The organism is Candidatus Poriferisocius sp. (assembly GCF_965202595.1).
Taxonomy (GTDB): domain Bacteria; phylum Actinomycetota; class Acidimicrobiia; order Acidimicrobiales; family Bin134; genus Poriferisocius.
The window spans coordinates 955,047-976,355 of sequence record NZ_OZ241836.1 but is presented as its reverse complement, the minus strand read 5'-3'; the positions used below and the strand labels follow the sequence as shown (position 1 = coordinate 976,355).

The following is a 21,309-nucleotide window of genomic DNA, read 5'->3' as shown; positions in this document are numbered from 1 at the left end:
CTTGGTTGACCGCGGTTATTGGCCAGGAGTACTAGGCCGAAACAGTTGCGGGCCCCCGCCTCCCCCATGGTTGATCGCGGTCACGAGCCGGGAGTACTAGGGTTCTAGCGGTGAGTGATCCGGAAGGTTTGTCCCTCGAATCCGGCCCCGCAGTTCGGGAAGTAGGTTTTAGCGGTGAGTGATCTCTGCGCGGTGTTGATGTTTCCCCCGAACATGGACCAGTCGGAACTGGAGCGTCTGGAGCGCCGCTTCGGCACCGTTGCGTTCCACAATATCGGCTACCTGGATCCCCACGGATTGCGAGATGCCAAGGCCAAGGGCCGGGTCACCGAGGATCTGCTGGCCACCGCACCGGTGCTGACGGAGGCACAAAGAAAGGTGATCGCCGGTGCCGATGTGCTGATGGCCCTGGACCTGCCCCCCGGCATAAGGGATTGGGCAACCCGGCTGCGCTGGGTGCAGGCAATCGGAGCGGGGATCGGTCATCTTGAACCCAAGGAGCTGCACGCCAAGAACATCATGTTGACCAACGCCGCCGGGGTGGCTTCCGTTCCTATCGCCGAGTTCGTGATCGGCCGGCTGCTGGAGGTGTGGAAGGACATACGGGTGCTGGAGCGCCAGCAACGCGACCGCGATTGGCGGATGCACCAGGGCCTGCTGGTGAAGGGCCGGAGCATCGGCATAGTCGGGCTGGGAGCCATCGGCCGGGACGTGGCCCGGCGGGCCCGGGCCTTCGAGATGACGGTGCTGGCCAACCGCCGCTCGGCCCGGCCGGGCGACACCGACCCCGATGCCGACGAGATCTACGGCCCCGATGGGCTGGATGAGATGCTGGCCCGCTGCGATGCGGTGGTGCTGTGCGCCCCCCAGACCCCCGAGACCATCGACCTGTTCGACACCGAACGCCTGGCCCGGCTCAAACCCGGGGCGGTGGTTGCGAACGTGGGGCGGGGATCCATCATCGACGAAACCGCCCTGGTGGAAGCCCTGGAATCGGGCCACCTGGGGGCTGCCGTGCTGGATGTCACCCGCGAGGAGCCTCTGCCGGCGAGCAGCCCGCTGTGGGATGCCCCCAACATGTACCTGTCGCCCCACTGCTCCACCGCCCGGGAGGGATACAACGAGGCCCTGCTGGAACTGTTCTGCGACAACCTGGAACGCTACCTGGCGGGCGAACCGTTGCTGAACGTGGTGGACCCCGACCGGGGCTACTGAGGTTCCCCTCGGCGGCCAGGCGCGCCCCCAGGGTGCTTCATCCAGCGGCCAGGCGCGCCCCCAGGGTGCTTCATCCGGCGGCCAGGCACGCCCCCAGGGTGCCTGGCTTCATCCAGCGGCCAGGCGCGCCCCCAGGGTGCGAAGCTGCTGGGTGCCGGCCCCCAGGCTGCATTCGATGTGCTTGTTCCACAGCGTGTAGCGGTGGAGGGGGTAGTCGATGCTCACTCCCATTCCCCCGTGGACGTGCTGGGTGGCATGGGCCACATCGTGGGCCCAGTGGGAGGCGTACCACTTGGCTATGGGCAGCCGTAGCGAGGCATCGTTACCGTTGGCCAGGTCGTAAAGGGCGGCATAGGTGCACAACCGCACCGCTTCGACGTGCATGAACTGGTCGGCGAGGCGCTGGGTGACCGCCTGGAAGGTGGCCACCGGCCGGCCGAACTGCTCGCGCTCCGACGTGTACTCGGCAGCCAGGCGCAGAGCCCGGTCCACCACGCCCACCTGGGTGGCGCACAGCAGAGCCACCGCCCAGTCGGCCAGCCATCTTGCCGAAGCCCCGTCGGCCGGTCCCAGAGGTTCGCAAGGGGCTCCGTAAAAGCTCACCTGGTGCACGGGCTGGTGCCGGGTGGAAATACCCGCCTCCATCGTCACCGCCGGGTCGGACAGGTCGGCCATGAACAGCCCGGTGCCGCTGATGGTGCCGTTGTCGGTGCCATCGTCGAGGCCCGCCACCACCACGATCCTCGACGACTCGGCGGCGAACTCCACCACCTCCTTGGTGCCCACCAGCTTGCCGCCAACCACCCGGGCCATGGGATTGGCAACATCGTCGTTCAGGTACTCCTGGAGCCCCACGGTCAGCACATTCGACCCGTCGGCACAGCCGGGCAGTTCCCGGCGGCGTTGCTCGGGGGTGCCGAAGTCGTCCACCGCCATGGCCGCCAGCATCCCGCTCCACAGCGGTACCGGGGCCACATGGCGACCTTGAGCCTCCAGCACCTGGCCGGCGGCGATCAGATCGAGCCCTCCTCCGCCCACATCGGTACCCAGGGCGATACCCACCAGCCCGGCCGCGGCCAGCTCGCCGTAGACATCCCGGTCGAACCATCCTCCTGCTGTCTCAACGGCCGCCAGCCTCTCCATGTCGATCCGGTCACCCATGATCCGGTTGGCCAGATCGGCCACCGCCTGCTGCTCCTCGGTCAAAGTGAAATCCATGGCCAATGCTCCTTTGGGCTAGTGCTCCCCGGCCCTACTTGCGGCGCTTCTCGCGGGGCAGACCCAAACCTGCCATTCCAATGATGTCGCGCTGGATCTCGTTGGTACCGCCGCCGAAGGTCAACACCCAGCAGCCCCGGTAGGACTCCTCCATGCGGTGGGAGAAGTCGGCGTGGGAGGAACCCTTCTTCAGGTGCCCGGTGGCCCCCACCACCTCGGTGAGCCCCGAGTAGATGAGATGCATCGACTCGGAGCCCCACACCTTGACGGTGGATGCCAGGGCGGGGTTCACGTTGCCACCCACCGTGCTGTCGTGGGCCACCTTCCAGTTCAACAGGTCGAGGAACTCGACCCGGGCCCGGCATTCGGCCAACTTCACCTGCACCCACTCCTGGTCGATGACCCGGCGGCCGTCGGGCAGCTTGGCCTCGCGGGCCCACTCCACCGCCTGGTCCACCAGGTTGGCGATGCCGCCGGAGGCGCACAGCGACACCCTCTCGTGGTTGAGCTGGTTGGTGATCAGTCCCCAGCCCCCGTTCACCTCGCCCACCCGCAACCAGTCGGGTACCCGCACGTTGTCGTAGAACGTGGCGGTGGTATGGCTGTTGCCCATGGTGATGAACGGCTGGATGTCGAAGCCGGGATCATCGGTGGGCACCAAAAACATGGTTATGCCCTTGTGAGCGGGGGCATCGGGATCGGTGCGAGCGGCCAGCCAGATGTAATCGGCATCGTAGGCCAGGCTGGTGAACATCTTCTGGCCGTTGATGATCCACTCGTCGCCGTCACGCACCGCCCTGGTCCTGAGCGCAGCCAGATCGGTGCCCGCGGTGGGCTCGGAGTAGCCGATGGAGAAATGCATCTCACCGGCCAGGATCTTCTTCAGGAAGAAGTCCTTCTGGCGGTCGGTGCCGTATTCCCGGATGGTCGGGCCCACCGTGTTGATGGTGAGAAACGGAACCGGTACCTGAGCGGCCCAGGACTCGTTGAAGAAGATGTACTGCTCGATGGGCGTGAACCCCTTGCCCCCGTACTCGGTGGGCCAACCCACTCCCAGCCAGCCGTCACCACCGATCCGGCGGATCAGGGCCTTGTAGTGCTCGTTGGGCCCGGTCTCGGTGTGGCGAATCCTCTCGCGCACCTCATCGGTCATCAGGCGGGAGAAGTAGCCCCGCACCTCCTGCTGGAGCGCCAGTTGGTCGTCGGTCAGCTCAACACGCATAAACAAAGTGTGCCAGCTCCAGCCCGGTCGGGCCATCCGGGACGGGTAGCACCAGGGAAACAAGCAGCCATCCGGGACGGGTAGCACCAGGGAAACAAGCAGCAAATCCGGTCGGGCCATCCGGGACGGGTAGTCTCCCGGACATGCTGGTAGTGGGGCTGACCGGGGGGATAGGCGCGGGTAAATCCACTGCTGCGGAGCGATTTGCCGAGCGGGGGGCGGTGGTGATCGACGTGGATGCCATCGGGCGGGAGGTTCTGGCCCCCGGGGGACGGGCCGAGCGAGGGGTGATCGATGCTTTCGGCCCCGGGATACTGGATGAGCACGGTCGCATCGACCGGGCCCGGGTGGCCGCCGAGGTGTTCGGTCGCCCCGACCGTCTGGCGACCCTGGAAGCGATCAGCCATCCCGCCATCAACGCCGAGTTGGACCAACGGCTCGGGGAGCTGGCCGGCGGGGGAGAGGTTCAGGTGGTGGTCCTGGACATGGCGGTGCTGGCCGAGAGCCGGCTGGGGCGTCTGGAGTCGGGGCGGGGATATACCAAGGTGGTGGTGGTGGAAGCCCCAGAGGCGGTGCGCCTGCCCCGGCTCATCCAGCGGGGTCTGACCGAGGAGCAGGCCCGGGCCCGCATGGCCAGCCAGGCCACCGATGCCCGGCGCCGAGCCCTGGCCGACCACGTGATAGTGAACAGCGGCAGCCCCTCCGATCTGGCCGCAGCGGTGGACCGGGTTTGGGCTGAGTTGACGGGGCAATAACTCTTTCTTAACCCTTTCTTGCCGATCAGGAGCGGGGGACCTGCTCCCAGGGTTGTCCCTTGTAGGGGTCGGGTTCCTTGGGCAGACCCAGTACCCGCTCGCCGATGATGTTGCGCTGCACCTCGTTGGTGCCCCCGGCAATGGCCATGGCCGGAGCCCCTATGACCGCTCCGGCCCACTGGTCGCCGTCGTCACCGGCCGCCTCCCAGGCCTGGCTCGACGGTCCCACCAGTTCCATGGCCACATCAGCAGCTCGGCGGCCTATCAGAGCGGCGTTCAGTTTGGCGATGGAACCCTCGGGCCCCGGTGCCCGCCCGGCCTCGGCGGCTTGGCGGATACGCATGCCGATGAAAGTCTGGATGCGCTCGCGGATGTGGAGATCGGCCAGAGCATCGCGAACCACGGGATCGCCGGCGCGACCCCGGCTACGAGCCTCCTTGATCAGCTTGGTGCTGGTCATGGTGCCTCCCAGGGCCCCGGAGCCGCCGGCACCGATGGCCACCCGCTCGTACATGAGCATGGCCACGGCCACGTTCCAGCCGTTGCCCTCATCCCCCACCAGGCAGTCATGGCCCACCCTCACATCGGTCAGGTAGATCTCGTTGAAGTGCGAGCTGCCGTTGATCTGGCGCAGCGGCCTGATATCCACCCCGGGAAGCGACAGATCCACGATGAACATGGACAGCCCCCGATGCTTGGGCTGAGCCGGGTCGGTGCGGGCCACGCACAGCCCGTACTCGCAGTACTGCGCCCCCGAGGTCCATACCTTTTGGCCGTTCAGCACCCACTCGTCGCCGTCTCGTACCGCCCGGGTGGCCAGCGAGGCCACGTCCGACCCGGCACCGGGCTCGGAGAACATCTGGCACCATATGTCGTCGCACCGGATGATCCGGGCCTGGTAGCGGGTCCGCTGCTCGGGAGTGCCGAAATCGTTCATCACCGGCAGGCACATGCCGTGGGAGATGGCCGCGGGTACCAGCGGTGCCTGGTACTGGGACAGCTCCCGGTTGAACACCTCCAGGTAGGTTTTGTCGAGTCCCAACCCGCCGTAGGCCACCGGGTAGGTGATGCCCCCCAGCCCGGCATCGGCCAGCGCCTGGTGGAACCGGCGGCACTCCGCCACATAGTCGGCCTCGCTGCGTTCAACAGGGGGGTCGTTTCGGGGAACGCAGTTGGCGGCCAGGAACTCCCGGGCCCGCTCCCGGAACTCATCGAGGGTGACGGTCATGGATCAGAGACTAGATCAGCACAACCCCAGCAAGCGGCGGGCATTGTCATCAGCACAGCCCCAGCAGGCGGCGGGCATTGTCATCAGCACAGCCCCAGCAGGCGGCGGGCATTGTCGCCGGCTACCGCAGCCTTGGCCTCGTCGGGGAGATCGGACTCCAGAAGCTGGCCCAGGATGTGGCTGATGCGCCGCCCCAGGGGCCAGGAGTAAAGGTCGGTGCCGTAGACGTAGCGGTGGGCACCGTGGGCGCGCACGTGGTCGGCGATGAAGTCGAAGTTGTAGGAGAGGCTGCAATCGAACACCAGATTGGGATGGGTCGCGGCCAGGTGGCCACAGTGCTTGGTGCCCTCGTGGGTGGAGTAGCCGTCGAGCACCAGCATGGTGAGATCCGGGTGACGGGAGGCGAGCAAACCCACCTTCCACAAGGACTCCTCGGCGGTCTCATCCAGCGCGTGGATCACCGGCAGCAGGCCCAGCTCGCCCATGGCCCCCACATAGGTGGACACCCAGTGGTTGTCGAGGCTCACCCCCTGAAAGCGGGTATGGAAGCTCATCCCGACCAGGCCGAGCGGCCCGGCGGCCCGCTCCAACTCGCCCAGGCTGAGGTCGCCGTCGCGAGGCTCCACGATGCCGATGGCCACCGGGAAGCGGCTCGGCGTTGCGTCGCGGTAGGCGGCAATGCGGTCGTTCACTGCCCGGGTATCGGCGTGACCGTTGGGCCGCGGGTAACCGTGGCCGGGGATCACCGCGGCCTGATCCACGCCACCGGTGTCCATGATCTCGATGCGCTTGGCCAGTTCCAGAGCGGCATAGGCCTCAGGATCGGGGGCCTGCTCGGGAGGCAACCCCAAAGCCCCGGAGGCATCGCCCACATGGTGGTGGATATCGAAGACGGCAATTGCCATGTTTACCTGCGCTTGGACACCATGTCTGCGGCCATGTCCACCTCCGCTTAGCTGCGCTTAGCTGCGCTTAGCTGCGCTTAGCTGCGCTTGAAGTTCGGCTTGCGCTTCTCGCTGAATGCCCGAGGCCCCTCCTTGGAGTCCTCGCTTTGGAACACCGCCCAGCCGTACTCGAACTCGTGGGCCAGAGCCTGCTCCTCGGTCATGCCGTCGGTCTCGTGCAGGGTGCGCAGGATGGCCTCCACGGCCAGCGGGCCGTTATCGCAGATCGTGGCGGCGATCTCCCTGGCCTTGGCCAGAGCCTGGCCGTCGGGCACCACATGGCCGATGAGGCCCATCCGGGCCGCCTCGGTGGCGGTGATGTGCTTGCCGGTGAGCAGGATCTCCGCAGCATGGGTGTAGGGGATCTGGCGGCGAAGCCGAACCGCGGAGCCACCCATGGGGTACAGCGACCAGCGGGCCTCGGACACCCCGAACCGGGCGCTCTCGCCGGCCACCCGGATGTCCATGGCCTGGAGGATCTCGGTGCCTCCGGCGATGGCCACCCCCTCCACCGCGGCAATGATCGGTTTGGTGGGGCGATAGCTGCGCAGCAGCGCCTTCCAGTGGATTTCGGGATCGGCGGCCATGCGGGCCTCCACATCGATTTCGGGGTCGGCGTTGCCGGAGTTGCCGCTCATGGCCTTCAGATCGGCACCCGAGCTGAAGTTGCCCCCGGCACCGGTGACGATGATGCAGCGAACGTCGTCGTTGCTGGATGCCTCCTGGTAGGCGTCGTACATCCTCACCAGCATCGCCCCGGACAGCGCGTTGTACCTCTCGGGGCGGTTCATCGTGATGATGACGATTGGGCCTTCACGTTCGACTATGGCATCGGGCATCGCTAGCTCTCCTTGGTTGGTGAGGGTTGGGATAGTTCTTGGATCGGCGGGCAGGCGCAGAAAACGTTCTTGTCGCCATGGGCACCGTCGATCCGGCCCACGGGGGGCCAGTACTTGCCGGCCCGTATCTCGGGCAGGGCGAAAGCGGCTTGCTCCCGGCTGTAGGGGCGGTCCCAGCCGCCGGCGGCTATGGCGACCGCTGTGTGGGGGGCGTGGCGCAGGGGGCTTTCGTCCATGGCCACCAGCCCACCGGCCACCTGGTCGATCTCGGCGCGGATTGCGGCCATGGCGGCCACGAAGCGGTCGAGCTCCGCCTTGGACTCCGACTCGGTGGGCTCGACCATGAGGGTTCCCGCCACCGGGAACGAGACGGTGGGAGCGTGGAAGCCGAAGTCGATGAGCCTCTTGGCCACGTCCTCAACGGTTACCCCCGTGAGGGCGTGCAGGGGTCGCAGATCGATGATGCACTCGTGGGCCACCAGGCCGTTGTTGCCGGTGTAGAGCACGGGGAACAGGCTGTTGAGGCGGGCGGCCAGGTAGTTGGCGTTGAGCAGGGCCACCCCGGTGGACTCGGTCAGGCCCTCGCCCCCCATCGCGGTGATGTAGGCCCAGGAGATGGGCAGGATGCCGGCCGATCCCCAGGGGGCGGCCGAGATCGCGCCCACCCCGGTGGTGGGCCCGACCCCGGCCACAACCGGATGGTTGGGCAGGTAGGGGGCCAGGTGGGCACCGACCGCCACCGGGCCCACTCCCGGCCCGCCACCGCCGTGGGGAATGCAGAAGGTCTTGTGCAGGTTCAGATGGGACACATCGGCACCGAATCGTCCCGGCTGAGCCACCCCCATCAGGGCGTTCAGGTTGGCACCGTCCAGGTACACCTGGCCCCCGGAGGCGTGGATGAGGTCGCACACCTCGACCACGGTGGCTTCGTACACCCCGTGGGTGGACGGGTAGGTGATCATCAGGGTGCTGAGCCGGTCGCCGCACTCGGTGACCCTGGCCCTGAGATCGTTCATATCCACGTTGCCGTCGCCATCGCAGCCCACCACCACCACCCGCATACCGGCCATGACAGCGCTGGCCGCGTTGGTGCCGTGGGCCGAGGCGGGGATGAGGCACACCTCGCGCTGCGACTGGCCCCGGGCGCGGTGATAGGCCCGGATGGCAAGCAGCCCTGCCAGCTCGCCCTGTGATCCGGCGTTGGGTTGGAGCGACACCGCGGCGTAACCGGTGATGGCCACCAGCATCCGTTCCAGATCGGCAATCATGGTCCGGTAACCCGCGGTCTGATCCTGCGGCGCGAACGGGTGAATCCGGGCGAACTCGGGCCAGCTCACCGGCTCCATCTGAGAGGTGGCGTTGAGCTTCATGGTGCACGATCCCAGCGGGATCATGGTGCGATCCAGGGCCAGATCCTTGGAGGCCAGGTGGCGCAGGTAGCGCAGCATCTCGGTCTCGCTGTGGTAACGGTTGAAGGTCGGATGGGTCAGGTAGTCGCGGTTTCTGATACTGCCGGGGGGCAGGGCATCGGGGGTGGCGGCATCCAGGGTGTCCAGGTCGGCAACATCGGCCTCGATCCCGAAAGCCCGCCACAGGGCGACCACCGTGGCCCGGGTGGTGGTTTCATCCAGAGAGAACCCCACGGTATCGCCGTCCACGGGACGCAGGTTGAGCCCCTCGGCCCGGGCCGCGGCCATGATCTCGGCGGCCCGGCCCGGCACCTCGACGGTGACGGTGTCGAAGAAGTGCTCGGCCGCGATCTCGTAACCGGACTGGCGCAACCGGGCGGCCGCTATGGCGGTGAGCCGGTGGACCCGCCGGGCGATACGAGCCAGACCCTCGGGACCGTGGTAAACCGCGTACATGGAGGCCATCACCGCCAGCAGAACCTGGGCGGTGCAGATGTTGCTGGTGGCCCGTTCCCGGCGGATGTGCTGCTCCCGGGTTTGGAGGGTCAACCGGTAGGCCACCGCCCCGGAGTCGTCCACCGACACACCGGCCAGGCGGCCGGGCAGCGACCGCATTGCCGACTCGGGTACCGCGATGAACCCGGCGTGGGGGCCGCCGAAACCCAGCGGCACCCCGAAGCGCTGCGACGATCCCACCACCGCATCGGCCCCCAGCCTCCCCGGGGGTGTTAGCAAGCACAGGGCCAAAAGGTCGGTGGCCACCACCACCATGGCGTTCTCGTTGTGAGCGGCGGCGATCAACGAACTCAGGTCGCAGATACGCCCCGAGCCGGCGGGGTAGGAGACCAGCATCCCGAACGCCCCGGCCGCGAGCTGTTCGACGTTGGCCTGCTCCAGATCGGCAACCACCACCTCGATGCCCAGCGGTTCGGCCCGGGTTCTTATCACCCCAATCGTCTGGGGATGGGTATCGGCATCCACGATGAACCGGTCGCCGGGGGCCTTGCGGTTGACACGTCGCAACAGCGTCATGGCCTCGGCCGCCGCGGTGCCCTCGTCCAGCAGCGAGGCGTTGGCCATGCCCATGGCGCACAGATCGGTGACCATGGTCTGGAAATTGATCAGCGCCTCCAGGCGGCCCTGGGAGATCTCCGGCTGGTACGGGGTGTAGGCGGTGTACCAGGCGGGGTTCTCCAGCACGTTGCGGCGGATCACCGGCGGGGTGAAGGTGTCGTAGTAGCCCATGCCTATCAGTGAGGTGACCACCTGGTTGCGATCGGCCAGGGTCCTCAGGGCCTCTGTGGTGGCAGCCTCGGTCATCGGTGGCGGCAACTCCAGGGGGCCGTCGGAGCGGATGTTGGGGGGCACCGCCGCGTCCACGAGGGCATCCAGGCTTTCGAAACCCAGCTCGGACAGCATCGCGGCCCGATCCTGCGGGCTGGGCCCGATGTGGCGGGCCCGAAACTCGTCGGGGTTCTCCAGATGAACCAGGCCCACGGGAGGCGGAACGAGCGACACCACAACCTTACCGGTCCGGCTCAGGGGGCCACCGCGGCCGCGTCGGTCAGCCCGTAACGGTGAAAGGGCCCGAAGAAGCCGTGCTCGTACAACCCGTAGCCCACATTGCCGTCATAGCTGTAGCGGGCCACATGATCCACCACCCCGTACTGGCCGATCGGCTTGACCTCGGATTCCACGCTCAGCACCTTGCCCTGCACCACCAGATCCGGCCCCTGGTACATGCCGTGGCGCCAGTCGGCATCCATGCCGTAACCGGTACCCACCGATACGAAGTTGACCAGCAGGGGTTGGCAGTCGATCTGGATCCCGGCCTCGGGAAAGGTGATGGTGGAGTGGGTCAGCACCCGGGTGCCCGACTCGAAGGTGTGGTCGTGCTCGGGACGGCCCAGGTCCTCGTCGGGGCGACCGTCGGCCCACACCCGCCTGGCCTCCACCAGCCTCCGGTGACCGTCGTCGCGCTCGTTGTTCATGTACAACACGGCATGGTCGTCGAACATCATGGGGAAGTAGTTCCACATGCCCGACATCACGTTGACACCCTGGCGTATGCCGTCGCCCTCGGGTTCGCCCACCGGCCGGATACCCCACGAGCGGTCGCGGGCCCCGCCCCAGCGGTCGGGGGTGACGGCATAATCCTCGCCCCCCACCGACAGGGTACCCTCCCACCGGCCGAGTTGGGCGAAACGCTGGGTGTTGAACACCACCCGCCCCTCCTGACGAATGAACTGGTTGGGCTCCTCGATGGCCCGGATGGCGGCATCCCAGGTCACATCCATGGCAATGGTGTGCTCGCTGGGCTCCACGATGAAGCGCACCTTTTGGAGGGGCACGATCACCTCGATGCGCATGGGGCCGACCGACATGTCCATACGGTCGGTGAGCGGCCGGGAGCCCCGAACCACATGATGCTCATCCCCCCGGCGCACGCAGCAGAAGGCATCCTGAACCCCCAGATTCGGGTACTGGCCCATCCCGAAGATGGCGAACAGCTCGCCGCTGGAACCGTGCAGGCAGAAGTAGTTGCGGTCGTAGAAGTTCCGGTCGGAGGTGCTGACGTTGCGGATCCAGTCGGGGGATTGGTGAACCGGGAACTCGTCCCATGAGGAGATGGTCATAAATGTCCTTTCGCTTACCGGCACCGGGCGACATCTAGTGTGCCGATGCCATCTCGGCCTACCTTATGCCGTCATGGTGACATCATCAGCAAGCGAGCTCCCACCAGGGACGCAAATCCCAAGAAGAACAACCCCACCAGGGACGCAAACCCCCAGAAGAACAACCCCACCAGGGACGCAAACCCCCAGAAGAACAACCCCACCAGGGACGCAAACCCCCAGAAGGACGACCCCATGAGGGGCAAGGTGGCCCTGGTGACCGGGGGTGGCAGCGGGATCGGCCGGGCGGCGGCGGTGCTGTTCGCCCACCGGGGGGCCGGGGTGGCGGTGGCCGACCTTGACCTCGGCGGCGGGGCGGAGACCGTAGCCATGATCGAGGCCGGGGGTGGCCGGGGCCGGTTCTTCGCCACCGACGTGACCGACGAGGCCGGGGTGGAGGAGCTGGTGGCGGCCACGGTGGGCGAGTTCGGGAAGCTGGATTGCGCCTTCAACAACGCGGGCATCACCCACCCATCCCGGCCGTTCCACGAACTCACCCTGGACCAGTGGAACGAGATGATCGTGGTGAACCTGACCTCGGTGTTCCTGTGCATGAAGCACGAGATAATCCAGATGCTGGCCCAAGGTGACGGTGGGGCCATCGTCAACACCGCTTCGGGGGCGGCCATCGTGCCCGCACCCGGCCAACCTCACTACACCGCGGCCAAGCGGGGCGTGCTGGGGCTGACCACCCACGCGGCCGACGAGCTGAACAACCAGGGGATCCGGGTCAACTCGGTGTGCCCGGGCATGATCGACACCCCCATGGTGGCATCCTGGCGGGAATCCAGCCCGGAAATGGCCGAGGCGGTGATCCAGCACATGCCGGGCCGTCGCCTGGGTCAACCCGAGGAGGTGGCCGAGGCCGCAGTCTGGCTATGCAGCGACGAGGCCCGATGGGTGTCGGGCAACACAATGGTGGTGGACGGCGGAATGATCTGCCGCTAATCCCCGAGCAGCCCCGGCGAAACCTTCCGGTTTAGGCGGGATGGAGTCCCGTCGAGCCCCCCGCCCCCCTGCCAGGCGCCTCTGGCAAAACCGGTAGGGTTCGCGGGGTGAGCTCCGAACATCCGCGTGGATTCGAGGCACCGGCTGGTGGCGAGCGGGTGACAATCGTTTCTGCCGATACCCATGGTGGAGCCGACCTTCGTGGCTACCGCTGGTACCTGGAGTCCGATCTGCATGAGGAGTTCGACGCTTGGGCCGACGATCATTCGACCGAATGGCCCGACCTGCTCGATGAGGATGCCAACCGGAACTGGAACACCGACCGGCGGCGGGGCGAGTTGGAAGCCGACGGCATTGTGGCCGAGGTGGTGTTTCCCAACACCAGCCCACCGTTCTATCCCGAGCCCCACCTGGCCGGAACGCTTCCTGCCAACGAAGGGGAATACCGGCGACGCTGGGCCGGCTTGCGGGCCCACAACCGCTGGTTGGTGGACTTCTGCGCCGAAGCCGCGGGGTTCAGGCGGGGCCTGATCCAAGTGTTCCCCAACGTGGTCGAGGACGCGGTTGGTGAGATCGAATGGGCGTTGGGCCAGCCCGGCCTGTGCGGGGTGCTGTTTCCCTCGGTTCCCCCGAACACGCTCGAGCCGGTTTACCGCCGGCTCTACGACCCCATCTGGCGGCTGTGCGCGGAGGCCGGTTTTCCGGTGGTGACCCACGCCAGAGGAGGGGCACCCACCCTGCCCGCAGACCCGGCTACCCTGCCCGTGCTCATCTACGAGTACGGCTTCTGGTCGCATCGCACCCTATGGCACCTGGTGCTGGGGGGTGTGTTCGAGCGCCATCCCGGGTTGAGGTACGTGATCACCGAGCAAGGTGGCCCTAGCTGGCTGTCCCGGCTGAAGGTCGCACTGGACACCAAGTTCGAAACCCTGGTCGACCCCAACAAGCAGACCGTTCGATTCGACAACCAGGAGATGGTTTCCCGCTCGATGCTGCCATCGGAACACATCGCCCGGAATTGCTGGCTGGGGGCCAGCTTCTGCCAGCCCCACGAGATGCCGCATCGCTACGACGTGGGTGTGCACCGCATCATGTGGGGCAGCGACTACCCCCACAGGGAAGGCACCACCCCCCACAGCCGCGAGGCCCTACGAGCCACCTTTGCCGAGGTACCCGCCGGCGAAACCCGGGCCATGCTGGGTGAAAACGCCGCATCCCTGTACGGATTCAACCTCAGCGCGCTGAACGATCGGGCCGCACAGGTGGGACCCACATTCTCAGAGTTGGCAGTACCCCTGGAAGCCGCACCCGCCGACTCCACCTCCTACGCCTTCCACCCCGAGTACATCGCCACGTACTAGCAGCAGAGCGACCCCCAACCGAACTGTCAACAACCTCCATAAGGGTTACACCTAGTCCTCGTAGTCGAGCCTGATGGTGGTGATTCCCATCAACCCACTTCACGCACACTGAACCTCATCTACTCCCTCCTCACAAATTTTCTAAAAATCAGGTGTGATTGTTTGAGAGGGCCGATATGCTTGAATTCCAACCGTGTAATTCAACAGAGGGAAAACCAGAGGACATGATGAGCACTCAAAACGTTGCCACCGCCATGGGGTCACCTGACCGGTTATAATGGGGCTGGGTCAATCCACCCAAGTCAGCATTTATGGCACTTCATCTCATGCCGAGGCTAGCAGCTAAAGGCATTGGGGCATTCTCGGCCTCAGGAAGATCGAGCAGCCGGAGAGCATCGTGACGAGCAACCGCCGCAAGATTGATGAGAAGGTCCGGCTTGCTGTGTGGGTACGGTCCGGGGGCCGTTGTGCGCTCTGCAATCGCTATCTACTGGAGTCGGGCTTATCCTACCGGGAGTTTACATTGGGGGAATTGGCCCACATTGTGGGGCAGACCAACTCCGCCAACTCCCCACGAGGTATCAGCAATCTGACCCCTAAAGAACGAGACTGTGCGGACAACCTCATTCTTTTGTGTGAAAATTGCCACAATGAGGTCGACAAGCTAGCCCATGCAGACCTTTTCCCGATTTGCAAGATGAAGAAGATCAAGTATCAACACGAGGCTCGTATTCGGGCTGCAACCAAGCAGGTGGGTTCAGAAAGCACCGCTATCGTACGCCTAAGCGCACTCATCCGCGATGCCCCTGTTGAAATATCTGCCAAGATCGCTGCAAACGCCATACTAAAAACCTCGGACCGCTTTCCCAGTCTACGATTTACTTATGACCGGCAAGGTGTTGAGATAGACTTACGGGACTTCCCAGATGAGTCAATTCCAACTGATTTGTATTACCAAAACTGTGCGCGGCGTATTGATGAACAGCTTGATCGTATCATTCGACCAGCTATTAGAAAAGGTGAGATTCAGCATATAAGCGTTTTCGCGATGGCTCGACTGCCCTTGCTGGTTTACTTTGGCTCGCGCCTTGACGACACAATTGATTGCGATATCTACGAGCCTCGTAGCGAAATCGCACCTTGGATATGGGGCGAGAAAACCAAGCCAGTCGAATTCATATGGCGGTGTAACAGTGAACCTTCAGACACTTCAACCGAGGCTGTTTTGGTTGTTAATGCCTCTGGAACAACCCACACTCCACCCACTCAGCTTGCTCCCCTACCCACATATACAATCGAACCAGTAGGCGAAACACCTAAGGTTGGAACAGTATCATCGAGAGCAACATTGATGTCTTTCGAGCGGATACTTCGCGATCTTCTTGGAGAACTCGAAAGCAGTGTCAAGAACCTCGAACGGTTACACGTTCTGGCCGCTGCTCCCGTTTCCGTCGCCATAACCATAGGACGCAGCATCGGATGGGGGATACACCCTAACCTTGTCACTTACGACCTCATCAACAAAACCTATCGATTTGCTATGGAGATCACACCGCCATGAGACACACACCCACTTTCAACAAGTTCCTCACCAACGTCGTCAACCTACCCCAGCACCGACTCGACCAATTGGAGACCAATGTTGATGCCATCTTTGCGGCCCTGGTTAACTCTGACATAATCGGTCATCTAGTTATTGCAAAGATCCCTCAAGGATCATGGAGCCACCGCACCATAATCCGTCCGGTCGATGACCTTGAGTTCGATGCTGACTTCCTGTTGCACCTTGAAGAGGATGTCAACTGGTCGGCTAACCCGAGGAGCTACCTCATAAGGCTCGAGCAGGCACTACGAACCCACGGAGTTTATGGAGATATGATTGACGATGAAACTAAGTCCAGGTGTGTTCGTGTCATCTACGCCAATAATCACCATGTGGACATCGTTCCTTACCTTACTCTTGCTGACGGACGGAAGGTGATTGTTTGCCGCGATGATAACGACTGGGAGGACACTAACCCAGAGAGATTCATCTCATGGATGCAGTCCCGTGACGAAACCGCCAACAACAACCTGCGTAAGGTCATTCGGCTTGTGAAGTACCTACGTGACTACCACGACGCTTTTCCTGACGTACCTTCGATCATCATCACCAAGCTAATCGGAGATACCATCACCACTGAGAACAAGTACAATGGACGATATGGAGATGTTCCCTCTACTCTTTACCAAGTAATGATTGACCTCAATTACTACTTGCAAGCCAATCCCTACAAACCCACTATTGAGGATCCTTCCGGCGCGTGCGACCCACAAGGCAATCCCGTCACCTTTGATCATCGATGGAACGACACAATTTACCACTCATTCCGGAGTAAGATGCATCACTACACAACTCTCATCAAAGTCGCCTATCGCGACTCTGACTATAAATCTTCCATGCGCCGCTGGCAGGAGATCTTCGGTGAAGACTTTGAACCCACAGAATCTGTGGAGACTGCTTCGTCCCCACTCGGACCCCCAGTAGTCGTACCAGCTTCAACCTCAGCAAGCCGTGCCGGATGAGTCGGCGTTCTGTTAGCCAACAACGCGGCAATAAACAACAATATGACGCGATCTATGATTTGCATAAGCTTGCGCATGAATATCCTGGTTTCATATTATCACTTGGTGCTCCCTGCCTATTCCAAGACAAGAGCCTAGTCATAGCTATCACATTATCGATGTCTCACTTCAGAAATGACAGTGAGCACATTGAACTTCATGACACTGAAAAGTTCTTCGTCGGATTTCCAGAGATGTTCCCCGACTGCCCCCCGCTCATAGAAGTCAATCATGAACGCTGGCTCGGTTGTGCCCATACTCTTGCAGGAGGCTTATGGAATCGCAATGGTGTCCGCCTCTGCACCTACCTAGATCCGCATAGGGAGTGGCATCCTGACTTAGGGATCAAGGGTTCAATCGAACGAATCTGGGACTTCATTGAGAAACTTGCCAACGGCAACTTTGATCCTACTACTGCCCTGTTTCATCCGATTGGTGGCATCCAACCCCACGATCACAAAGCCTCAACCGCAGTCGTTCGCTCCCACCTCGGAGATCTCAACAAGAACATCAATATCGCCTCTGCACGTATGCGAAGCGAGAAACGAATCGATCTCTTCACACGCGATGACACCGAACTCAGGATCCTCACCTTGACTTCACCTAAACGGCTGATACGCGGCCCAGGAGCAACCCTTCAGGAGCTACTCCAAAGCGTTGCCGATGCTGGAGGCAGCAAGCCCGAAGCCGTTATGGGAGCGCTTCGCCGTACTGCCTCAAAGAATGGCCCAGGCAAACCACTCATTGTGCTCCTAGCTGTCTCACGGGAGGCAGCAGATGCCGGCTCCGGGCATCATCTAGCTGCCGCTCAAATCGACCCTCGATATTCCTCGGCAGTCGCAGCATCACAAGACGATCCCCACAACGCGCTCCAAAACCCAGTCCCACTGAGTTGGTACAGAACCGCCGACCTTCGCACCGAAACCGCTCTTCGGCGGGATATAAGGCGTCCGGTACGACGATTGCATGGCAAGCGAGTACTCCTCTGCGGCTGTGGTGCTCTAGGTTCCTGGATTGCTGAATTGCTCGTTCGCGCTGGTGTTTCGCACCTGACTGTCACGGATCTCGCCACTGTCGGACCTGATCTGCTTGTACGGCAGAACTACACCGAGGACGATGTTGGCTTTCCCAAAGTAAGCCAACTCGCCGCCCGGCTCCGAGCCCTCTCAGACGATGTTGAGGTCAACCCTAGGTACGAACCCAGCCAAGGCCGGGTAGCCGAGGACGTTGCCAACCACGATCTCATCATAGATGCAACGGTTAATGAGGCGTTCGGTGCCGTCCTCAGCAGGGCAGCGTCAAAGGACCTCCAGCACCCCCTTCTGGCCGCGGTCTCAACCGACATCTCCACTGCCTCGCTCGGACTCATTGCCGTATCAGGTCAATCTAGCGGGCTCGGCCCCGCTGCGGTCGACGAGGAACTCCACCATGAGGTCCTCAACACCGGTAGGCTTGAAGCTTTCCAAACTTTCTGGAACAAGCCGGAGCAGGGCGAAGAACTCATCGCCATGCGTGGATGCTCCACCCCAACCTTCCATGGGTCGGCAGCAGATGCCGTTGGGCTGGCGGGCACGATGGTGAATCTCATAGCTGGACACATTGATGAACACGGCTCAGGACTCCACCTTGTGGCCATGCCTCACGCAGCCGTGGATGCCCCAGCGCACACATACATCCCCTTGACCAGGTGATTGAAGGCGGCAACCCCGTCGAGTTCCTCCCTGATGTCACACCCTTCGTCTAATATGGGTTGAATGTCGAATCACACAGGTTTGCTCGGAGGAACCTGATGAGCCAGGCATCGAACCCGTCGCTACCATCGGTGGAGCCTGCCGACGCTCTCAGCAATCCTATTCTGAACTCGCCGTATGAACCTCCGAAGGCTCACTTTGTGCTGGGCCCGAATGGCCCGACTGGCGAAGTAAAAACAGGAAGGCGGCCAAGTGAGTCTTTCATCCCTGTACCGATGTCGCGAAAGAAGCGGGGTCGGCGCAGGATTGATCCTGCCGAGTTGGCTCAACAGCAGGAGATGCTAGACCTCTTCGACACCACTGGAGAACGTAGGGAACGTAATCAACTTATCAACGACATCAGGTATCGGGTGGAATTATGGCGAGTGCGTGGCTACACCTGGGTTACTCCGATCAGCCGGAAGTTGTTGAATCATTGGGCTGACGAAACACGTGAAGATCGGATTCTCTTCTGTCAGAGAGAAGCGGTTGAGACCGCGATCTACTTGGCAGAGGTAGCAGGACGTCATGGTGAACCCGACTTTCGGGCACTGATCGGGCCGGAGAACGATGAACACAACAATGGTCTGCCGCGGGTCGCACTGAAGATGGCCACCGGAACAGGTAAAACCGTTGTCATGTGTATGATAATTGTGTGGCAGACCACCAATAAAGCCTTCAGCCCACGAGATCGACGGTTTACCAATAGATTTCTCGTTCTGACTCCAGGGATCACCATTCGGGATCGGCTTAGGGTGCTTCTACCTCATGATGAAACCAACTACTACGACCTGCGTGGACTCGTTCCCCATGATCTTCGAACGGTGCTGGACGATGCTGCAATCATCATCACGAACTACCATACGTTCCTGCCAAAAACCGCTAAGGAGATGCAAGGTATTGCCAAAAACACACGGCTCTTGCTGACATCCGGCAAGGAAACCAACCCATTTCTCGAAACCGATGAGGATGTTGCAGACCGTGTTATGCGCGATCTCTCGAGCCGCGGCAAGGGCGAGGTTCTCGTTCTCAACGATGAGGCCCACCACTGCTATCAGGACAAACCCCCTTGGTTCCGACGAACCTGGGAAGGAGGCCAAGGAGCGCAATGAAAGTGCTCGCGTCTGGTTCCGGGGCCTCGAAGCAGTATCCAGGCGCGTAGGTGTAAAGATCATCTACGACCTTTCGGCCACTCCCTACTACCTGGGTGGCTCCGGGTACCAGGAGGGGTACATATTCCCATGGGTGGTCAGCGACTTCTCGCTCATGGATGCCATCGAGTCGGGCATTGTGAAGGTGCCAAGGGTGCCTGTTGATGATGATGTTGTCAGTACCGAGCAACCCACCTACCTCTGGCTGTGGGACCACATCGGTGACAAGTTACCCAAGCGTGTGAGCAGGAATGCCGAATCGGACTCGAGTTGGATACCGCCCGTAGAGTTACAGGGAGCCCTGGAGTCCTTGCACCGGAGCTATGAGAAGCGGTTCCAAGTTTGGAAGCGGGATCTCGAGCCGCACGGCGAGCCACCCCCGGTGATGATTGTGATCTGCCCCAACACGGTGGTCTCGAAGCTCGTGTTCGACTGGATTGCCGGCCAGGAGGTGGAGCTGCCGGACGGCAGCAAAGGAATCCGCAAGGGAAACCTGGACTTGCTGACCAACGTAGCGAACGGCACATGGCTGGATCGACCTCCCACGATCATCGTTGACTCCGCTCAGCTAGAATCGGGCGAATCGCTCAAGAGCAACTTCAAACAAGCAGTCTCCCAGGAAATCGAGACGTTCAAACGCGAGTACAGCCGCAGGAATCCCGGGGCAGATCTTGAGAAACTCACCGACGAGGATCTCCTCCGTGAGGTCATGAACACCGTTGGGAAGAAGGGCAAGCTGGGGGAGACCGTCCGATGTGTGGTGAGCGTTTCGATGCTCACCGAGGGATGGGACGCTAACACCGTCACCCACATCCTCGGCATCCGGCGGTTCGGCAGCCAACTTCTGTGTGAGCAGGTCGTTGGTAGGGGTTTGCGCCGGCGTAGCTACGAGGCAAATGCCGAGGGGAAGTTCGAACCCGAATACGCCGATGTCTACGGGGTGCCGTTCGTATTTATACCAACGGATCGAACTGTTTCGGGATCGAAACCCGCACCGCCGGCAATCGAGGTGAGGGCTCTGCCGGAACGACAAAACCTCCGCATCGTATTCCCAAAGCTCGACGGCTACCGGGTAGAAGTCCCGGAGGAGCCAATTGAGTTTGACCACGAGCACACCAGGCCACTTCATATCGACCGTGACTCGCTCGCCCTTTGGGTTGAATCGGCTGGCATGATCGGCGCAACCGAGGAAGTTGACCTGTCCCAAGTGCGGAATACCCGCTCACAGCACATTGTCTACGCGGTGGCAGCCGAAGTGCTCCAACGGTTCTTCTCGGGCCATGACGGAGCACTCAAGCCGTGGCTCTTCCCCGCTATTGTCGATGTAACACGACGATGGTTCGAGCACAAAGTAACGTTCGCGGCGGACACGCCCCCAGGTGTACTTCTGCTGGCCCAATACAAAGCTACCGCTGCCGAAGCCGTATACAACGCGATAGTGCGATATCCGGATGCTCGACAGGAGATAATTCTTCCAATGTTTCGCCGATTCGACAACCGAGGATCAACCGACAACGTCTCCTTCCTCACCCGCAAGGTTGTTGTGGGGACCGAGCGATCCCCGGTCAACTATGTGGTGCTCGACGGACTCAGGGGTAACACCTGGGAGGAAACCGTCACCGACATCCTGGAAGGTGACACGGAGCGAGTCTCGTCGTATGTCAAGAACGATCACCTCGACTTCGATATCCCCTACGTCCATGAGGGACGCAGCCACCGCTACTTGCCCGACTTCCTTGTGCGTCTCGTTCAACCCGAGGATGACCCATTCACCCGCACGCTCATCATTGAGGTATCAGGAGGTCGGAAGAGCCCAGGAGCCACCGCAGCCAAAGCCAAGACGGCTCGGGATCACTGGTGTACGGCGGTTAACAACCACGGAGAGTGGGGGAAATGGGGTTACGTTGAGATCGATTCAATGACAAACGCTTCCGAGAGGATCGGCTCTGCGATTGACGCGTTGTATGCAGATGCCCCAATCATCGGTGAACCGATCAGGTAGGAGTACTC

The 21,309-nt window shown here is 62.4% G+C and carries 14 protein-coding genes and 1 pseudogene; 8 read left to right on the top strand and 7 right to left on the bottom strand.

Annotated elements, in window-relative coordinates; genetic code table 11:
• The first annotated feature begins 174 nt into the window (after positions 1-174).
• Entirely contained in the window at positions 175-1,215 is a 1,041-nt protein-coding gene (locus ACOGXC_RS04800) for a D-2-hydroxyacid dehydrogenase (RefSeq protein WP_419919570.1), read from the top strand.
• Between the two features lie 108 nt (positions 1,216-1,323).
• Here the strand turns inward: ACOGXC_RS04800 and ACOGXC_RS04795 are convergent, their stop codons facing one another.
• Positions 1,324-2,433 carry an acyl-CoA dehydrogenase family protein gene (locus tag ACOGXC_RS04795; RefSeq protein WP_419919569.1) on the bottom strand — a complete coding sequence of 370 codons (1,110 nt, stop codon included), beginning with the start codon at positions 2,431-2,433 and terminating at the stop codon, positions 1,324-1,326.
• A 34-nt stretch (positions 2,434-2,467) separates the two neighbouring features.
• Positions 2,468-3,655, bottom strand: coding sequence for an acyl-CoA dehydrogenase family protein (locus ACOGXC_RS04790; protein WP_419919568.1), 1,188 nt, complete (start codon positions 3,653-3,655; stop codon positions 2,468-2,470).
• Positions 3,656-3,798: 143 nt separating this feature from the next.
• Between ACOGXC_RS04790 and coaE the strand changes: the two genes are divergently transcribed.
• Complete coding sequence (coaE, locus tag ACOGXC_RS04785; RefSeq protein ID WP_419919567.1) at positions 3,799-4,410, top strand: dephospho-CoA kinase; 612 nt, start codon at positions 3,799-3,801, stop codon at positions 4,408-4,410.
• A 25-nt stretch (positions 4,411-4,435) separates the two neighbouring features.
• On the opposite strand, the gene ACOGXC_RS04780 is transcribed toward coaE, so the two are convergent.
• From ACOGXC_RS04780 to ACOGXC_RS04760, 5 genes are all read right to left on the bottom strand, one after another.
• Positions 4,436-5,638, bottom strand: a complete 1,203-nt coding sequence (locus ACOGXC_RS04780) for an acyl-CoA dehydrogenase family protein (RefSeq protein ID WP_419919566.1) — start codon at positions 5,636-5,638, stop codon at positions 4,436-4,438.
• 83 nt (positions 5,639-5,721) lie between these two features.
• Positions 5,722-6,543 (bottom strand): amidohydrolase family protein, encoded by an 822-nt coding sequence (locus tag ACOGXC_RS04775; RefSeq protein WP_419919565.1) that lies wholly within the window; start codon positions 6,541-6,543, stop codon positions 5,722-5,724.
• Between the two features lie 77 nt (positions 6,544-6,620).
• Positions 6,621-7,421 carry a crotonase/enoyl-CoA hydratase family protein gene (locus ACOGXC_RS04770; protein WP_419919564.1) on the bottom strand — a complete coding sequence of 267 codons (801 nt, stop codon included), beginning with the start codon at positions 7,419-7,421 and terminating at the stop codon, positions 6,621-6,623.
• A 2-nt stretch (positions 7,422-7,423) separates the two neighbouring features.
• The gene (gene gcvP, locus ACOGXC_RS04765) at positions 7,424-10,348 is read right to left on the bottom strand and encodes an aminomethyl-transferring glycine dehydrogenase (RefSeq protein WP_419919563.1); all 2,925 of its coding nucleotides are present in this window, start codon (positions 10,346-10,348) and stop codon (positions 7,424-7,426) included.
• A 20-nt stretch (positions 10,349-10,368) separates the two neighbouring features.
• Positions 10,369-11,466 (bottom strand): hypothetical protein, encoded by a 1,098-nt coding sequence (locus tag ACOGXC_RS04760; RefSeq protein ID WP_419919562.1) that lies wholly within the window; start codon positions 11,464-11,466, stop codon positions 10,369-10,371.
• A 45-nt stretch (positions 11,467-11,511) separates the two neighbouring features.
• Here ACOGXC_RS04760 and ACOGXC_RS04755 point away from each other — a divergent pair, with 45 nt between their 5' ends.
• The 6 genes and pseudogenes from ACOGXC_RS04755 to ACOGXC_RS04730 all read left to right on the top strand — a co-directional run bounded on the left by ACOGXC_RS04755 (position 11,512) and on the right by ACOGXC_RS04730 (position 21,301).
• On the top strand, positions 11,512-12,453 hold the full coding sequence (locus ACOGXC_RS04755) for an SDR family NAD(P)-dependent oxidoreductase (protein WP_419919561.1): 942 nt from the start codon (positions 11,512-11,514) through the stop codon (positions 12,451-12,453).
• Between the two features lie 107 nt (positions 12,454-12,560).
• Complete coding sequence (locus tag ACOGXC_RS04750; protein WP_419919560.1) at positions 12,561-13,814, top strand: amidohydrolase family protein; 1,254 nt, start codon at positions 12,561-12,563, stop codon at positions 13,812-13,814.
• Between the two features lie 544 nt (positions 13,815-14,358).
• Positions 14,359-15,375: an SAVED domain-containing protein gene (locus ACOGXC_RS04745; RefSeq protein WP_419919559.1), complete on the top strand. Its 1,017-nt coding sequence runs from the start codon at positions 14,359-14,361 to the stop codon at positions 15,373-15,375.
• On the top strand, positions 15,372-16,379 hold the full coding sequence (locus ACOGXC_RS04740; RefSeq protein ID WP_419919558.1) for an SMODS domain-containing nucleotidyltransferase: 1,008 nt from the start codon (positions 15,372-15,374) through the stop codon (positions 16,377-16,379). The genes ACOGXC_RS04745 and ACOGXC_RS04740 overlap by 4 nt, the downstream gene beginning before the upstream one ends.
• A complete protein-coding gene (locus tag ACOGXC_RS04735; protein ID WP_419919557.1) occupies positions 16,376-18,109 on the top strand; it encodes a HesA/MoeB/ThiF family protein in 1,734 nt (577 codons plus the stop codon). The genes ACOGXC_RS04740 and ACOGXC_RS04735 overlap by 4 nt, the downstream gene beginning before the upstream one ends.
• A gap of 98 nt (positions 18,110-18,207) precedes the next feature.
• Positions 18,208-21,301: pseudogene (locus ACOGXC_RS04730) on the top strand (BPTD_3080 family restriction endonuclease).
• The last annotated feature ends 8 nt before the right edge of the window (positions 21,302-21,309 follow it).

What these genes read in the sequence shown, in the direction of transcription:
- ACOGXC_RS04795 (WP_419919569.1), bottom strand. Translation starts at nt 2,433, where the DNA reads ATGGATTTCACTTTGACCGAGGAGCAGCAGGCGGTGGCCGATCTGGCC.
- ACOGXC_RS04790 (WP_419919568.1), bottom strand. Translation starts at nt 3,655, where the DNA reads ATGCGTGTTGAGCTGACCGACGACCAACTGGCGCTCCAGCAGGAGGTG.
- coaE (WP_419919567.1), top strand. Translation starts at nt 3,799, where the DNA reads ATGCTGGTAGTGGGGCTGACCGGGGGGATAGGCGCGGGTAAATCCACT.
- ACOGXC_RS04780 (WP_419919566.1), bottom strand. Translation starts at nt 5,638, where the DNA reads ATGACCGTCACCCTCGATGAGTTCCGGGAGCGGGCCCGGGAGTTCCTG.
- ACOGXC_RS04775 (WP_419919565.1), bottom strand. Translation starts at nt 6,543, where the DNA reads ATGGCAATTGCCGTCTTCGATATCCACCACCATGTGGGCGATGCCTCC.
- ACOGXC_RS04770 (WP_419919564.1), bottom strand. Translation starts at nt 7,421, where the DNA reads ATGCCCGATGCCATAGTCGAACGTGAAGGCCCAATCGTCATCATCACG.
- ACOGXC_RS04760 (WP_419919562.1), bottom strand. Translation starts at nt 11,466, where the DNA reads ATGACCATCTCCTCATGGGACGAGTTCCCGGTTCACCAATCCCCCGAC.
- ACOGXC_RS04755 (WP_419919561.1), top strand. Translation starts at nt 11,512, where the DNA reads ATGCCATCTCGGCCTACCTTATGCCGTCATGGTGACATCATCAGCAAG.
- ACOGXC_RS04740 (WP_419919558.1), top strand. Translation starts at nt 15,372, where the DNA reads ATGAGACACACACCCACTTTCAACAAGTTCCTCACCAACGTCGTCAAC.
- ACOGXC_RS04735 (WP_419919557.1), top strand. Translation starts at nt 16,376, where the DNA reads ATGAGTCGGCGTTCTGTTAGCCAACAACGCGGCAATAAACAACAATAT.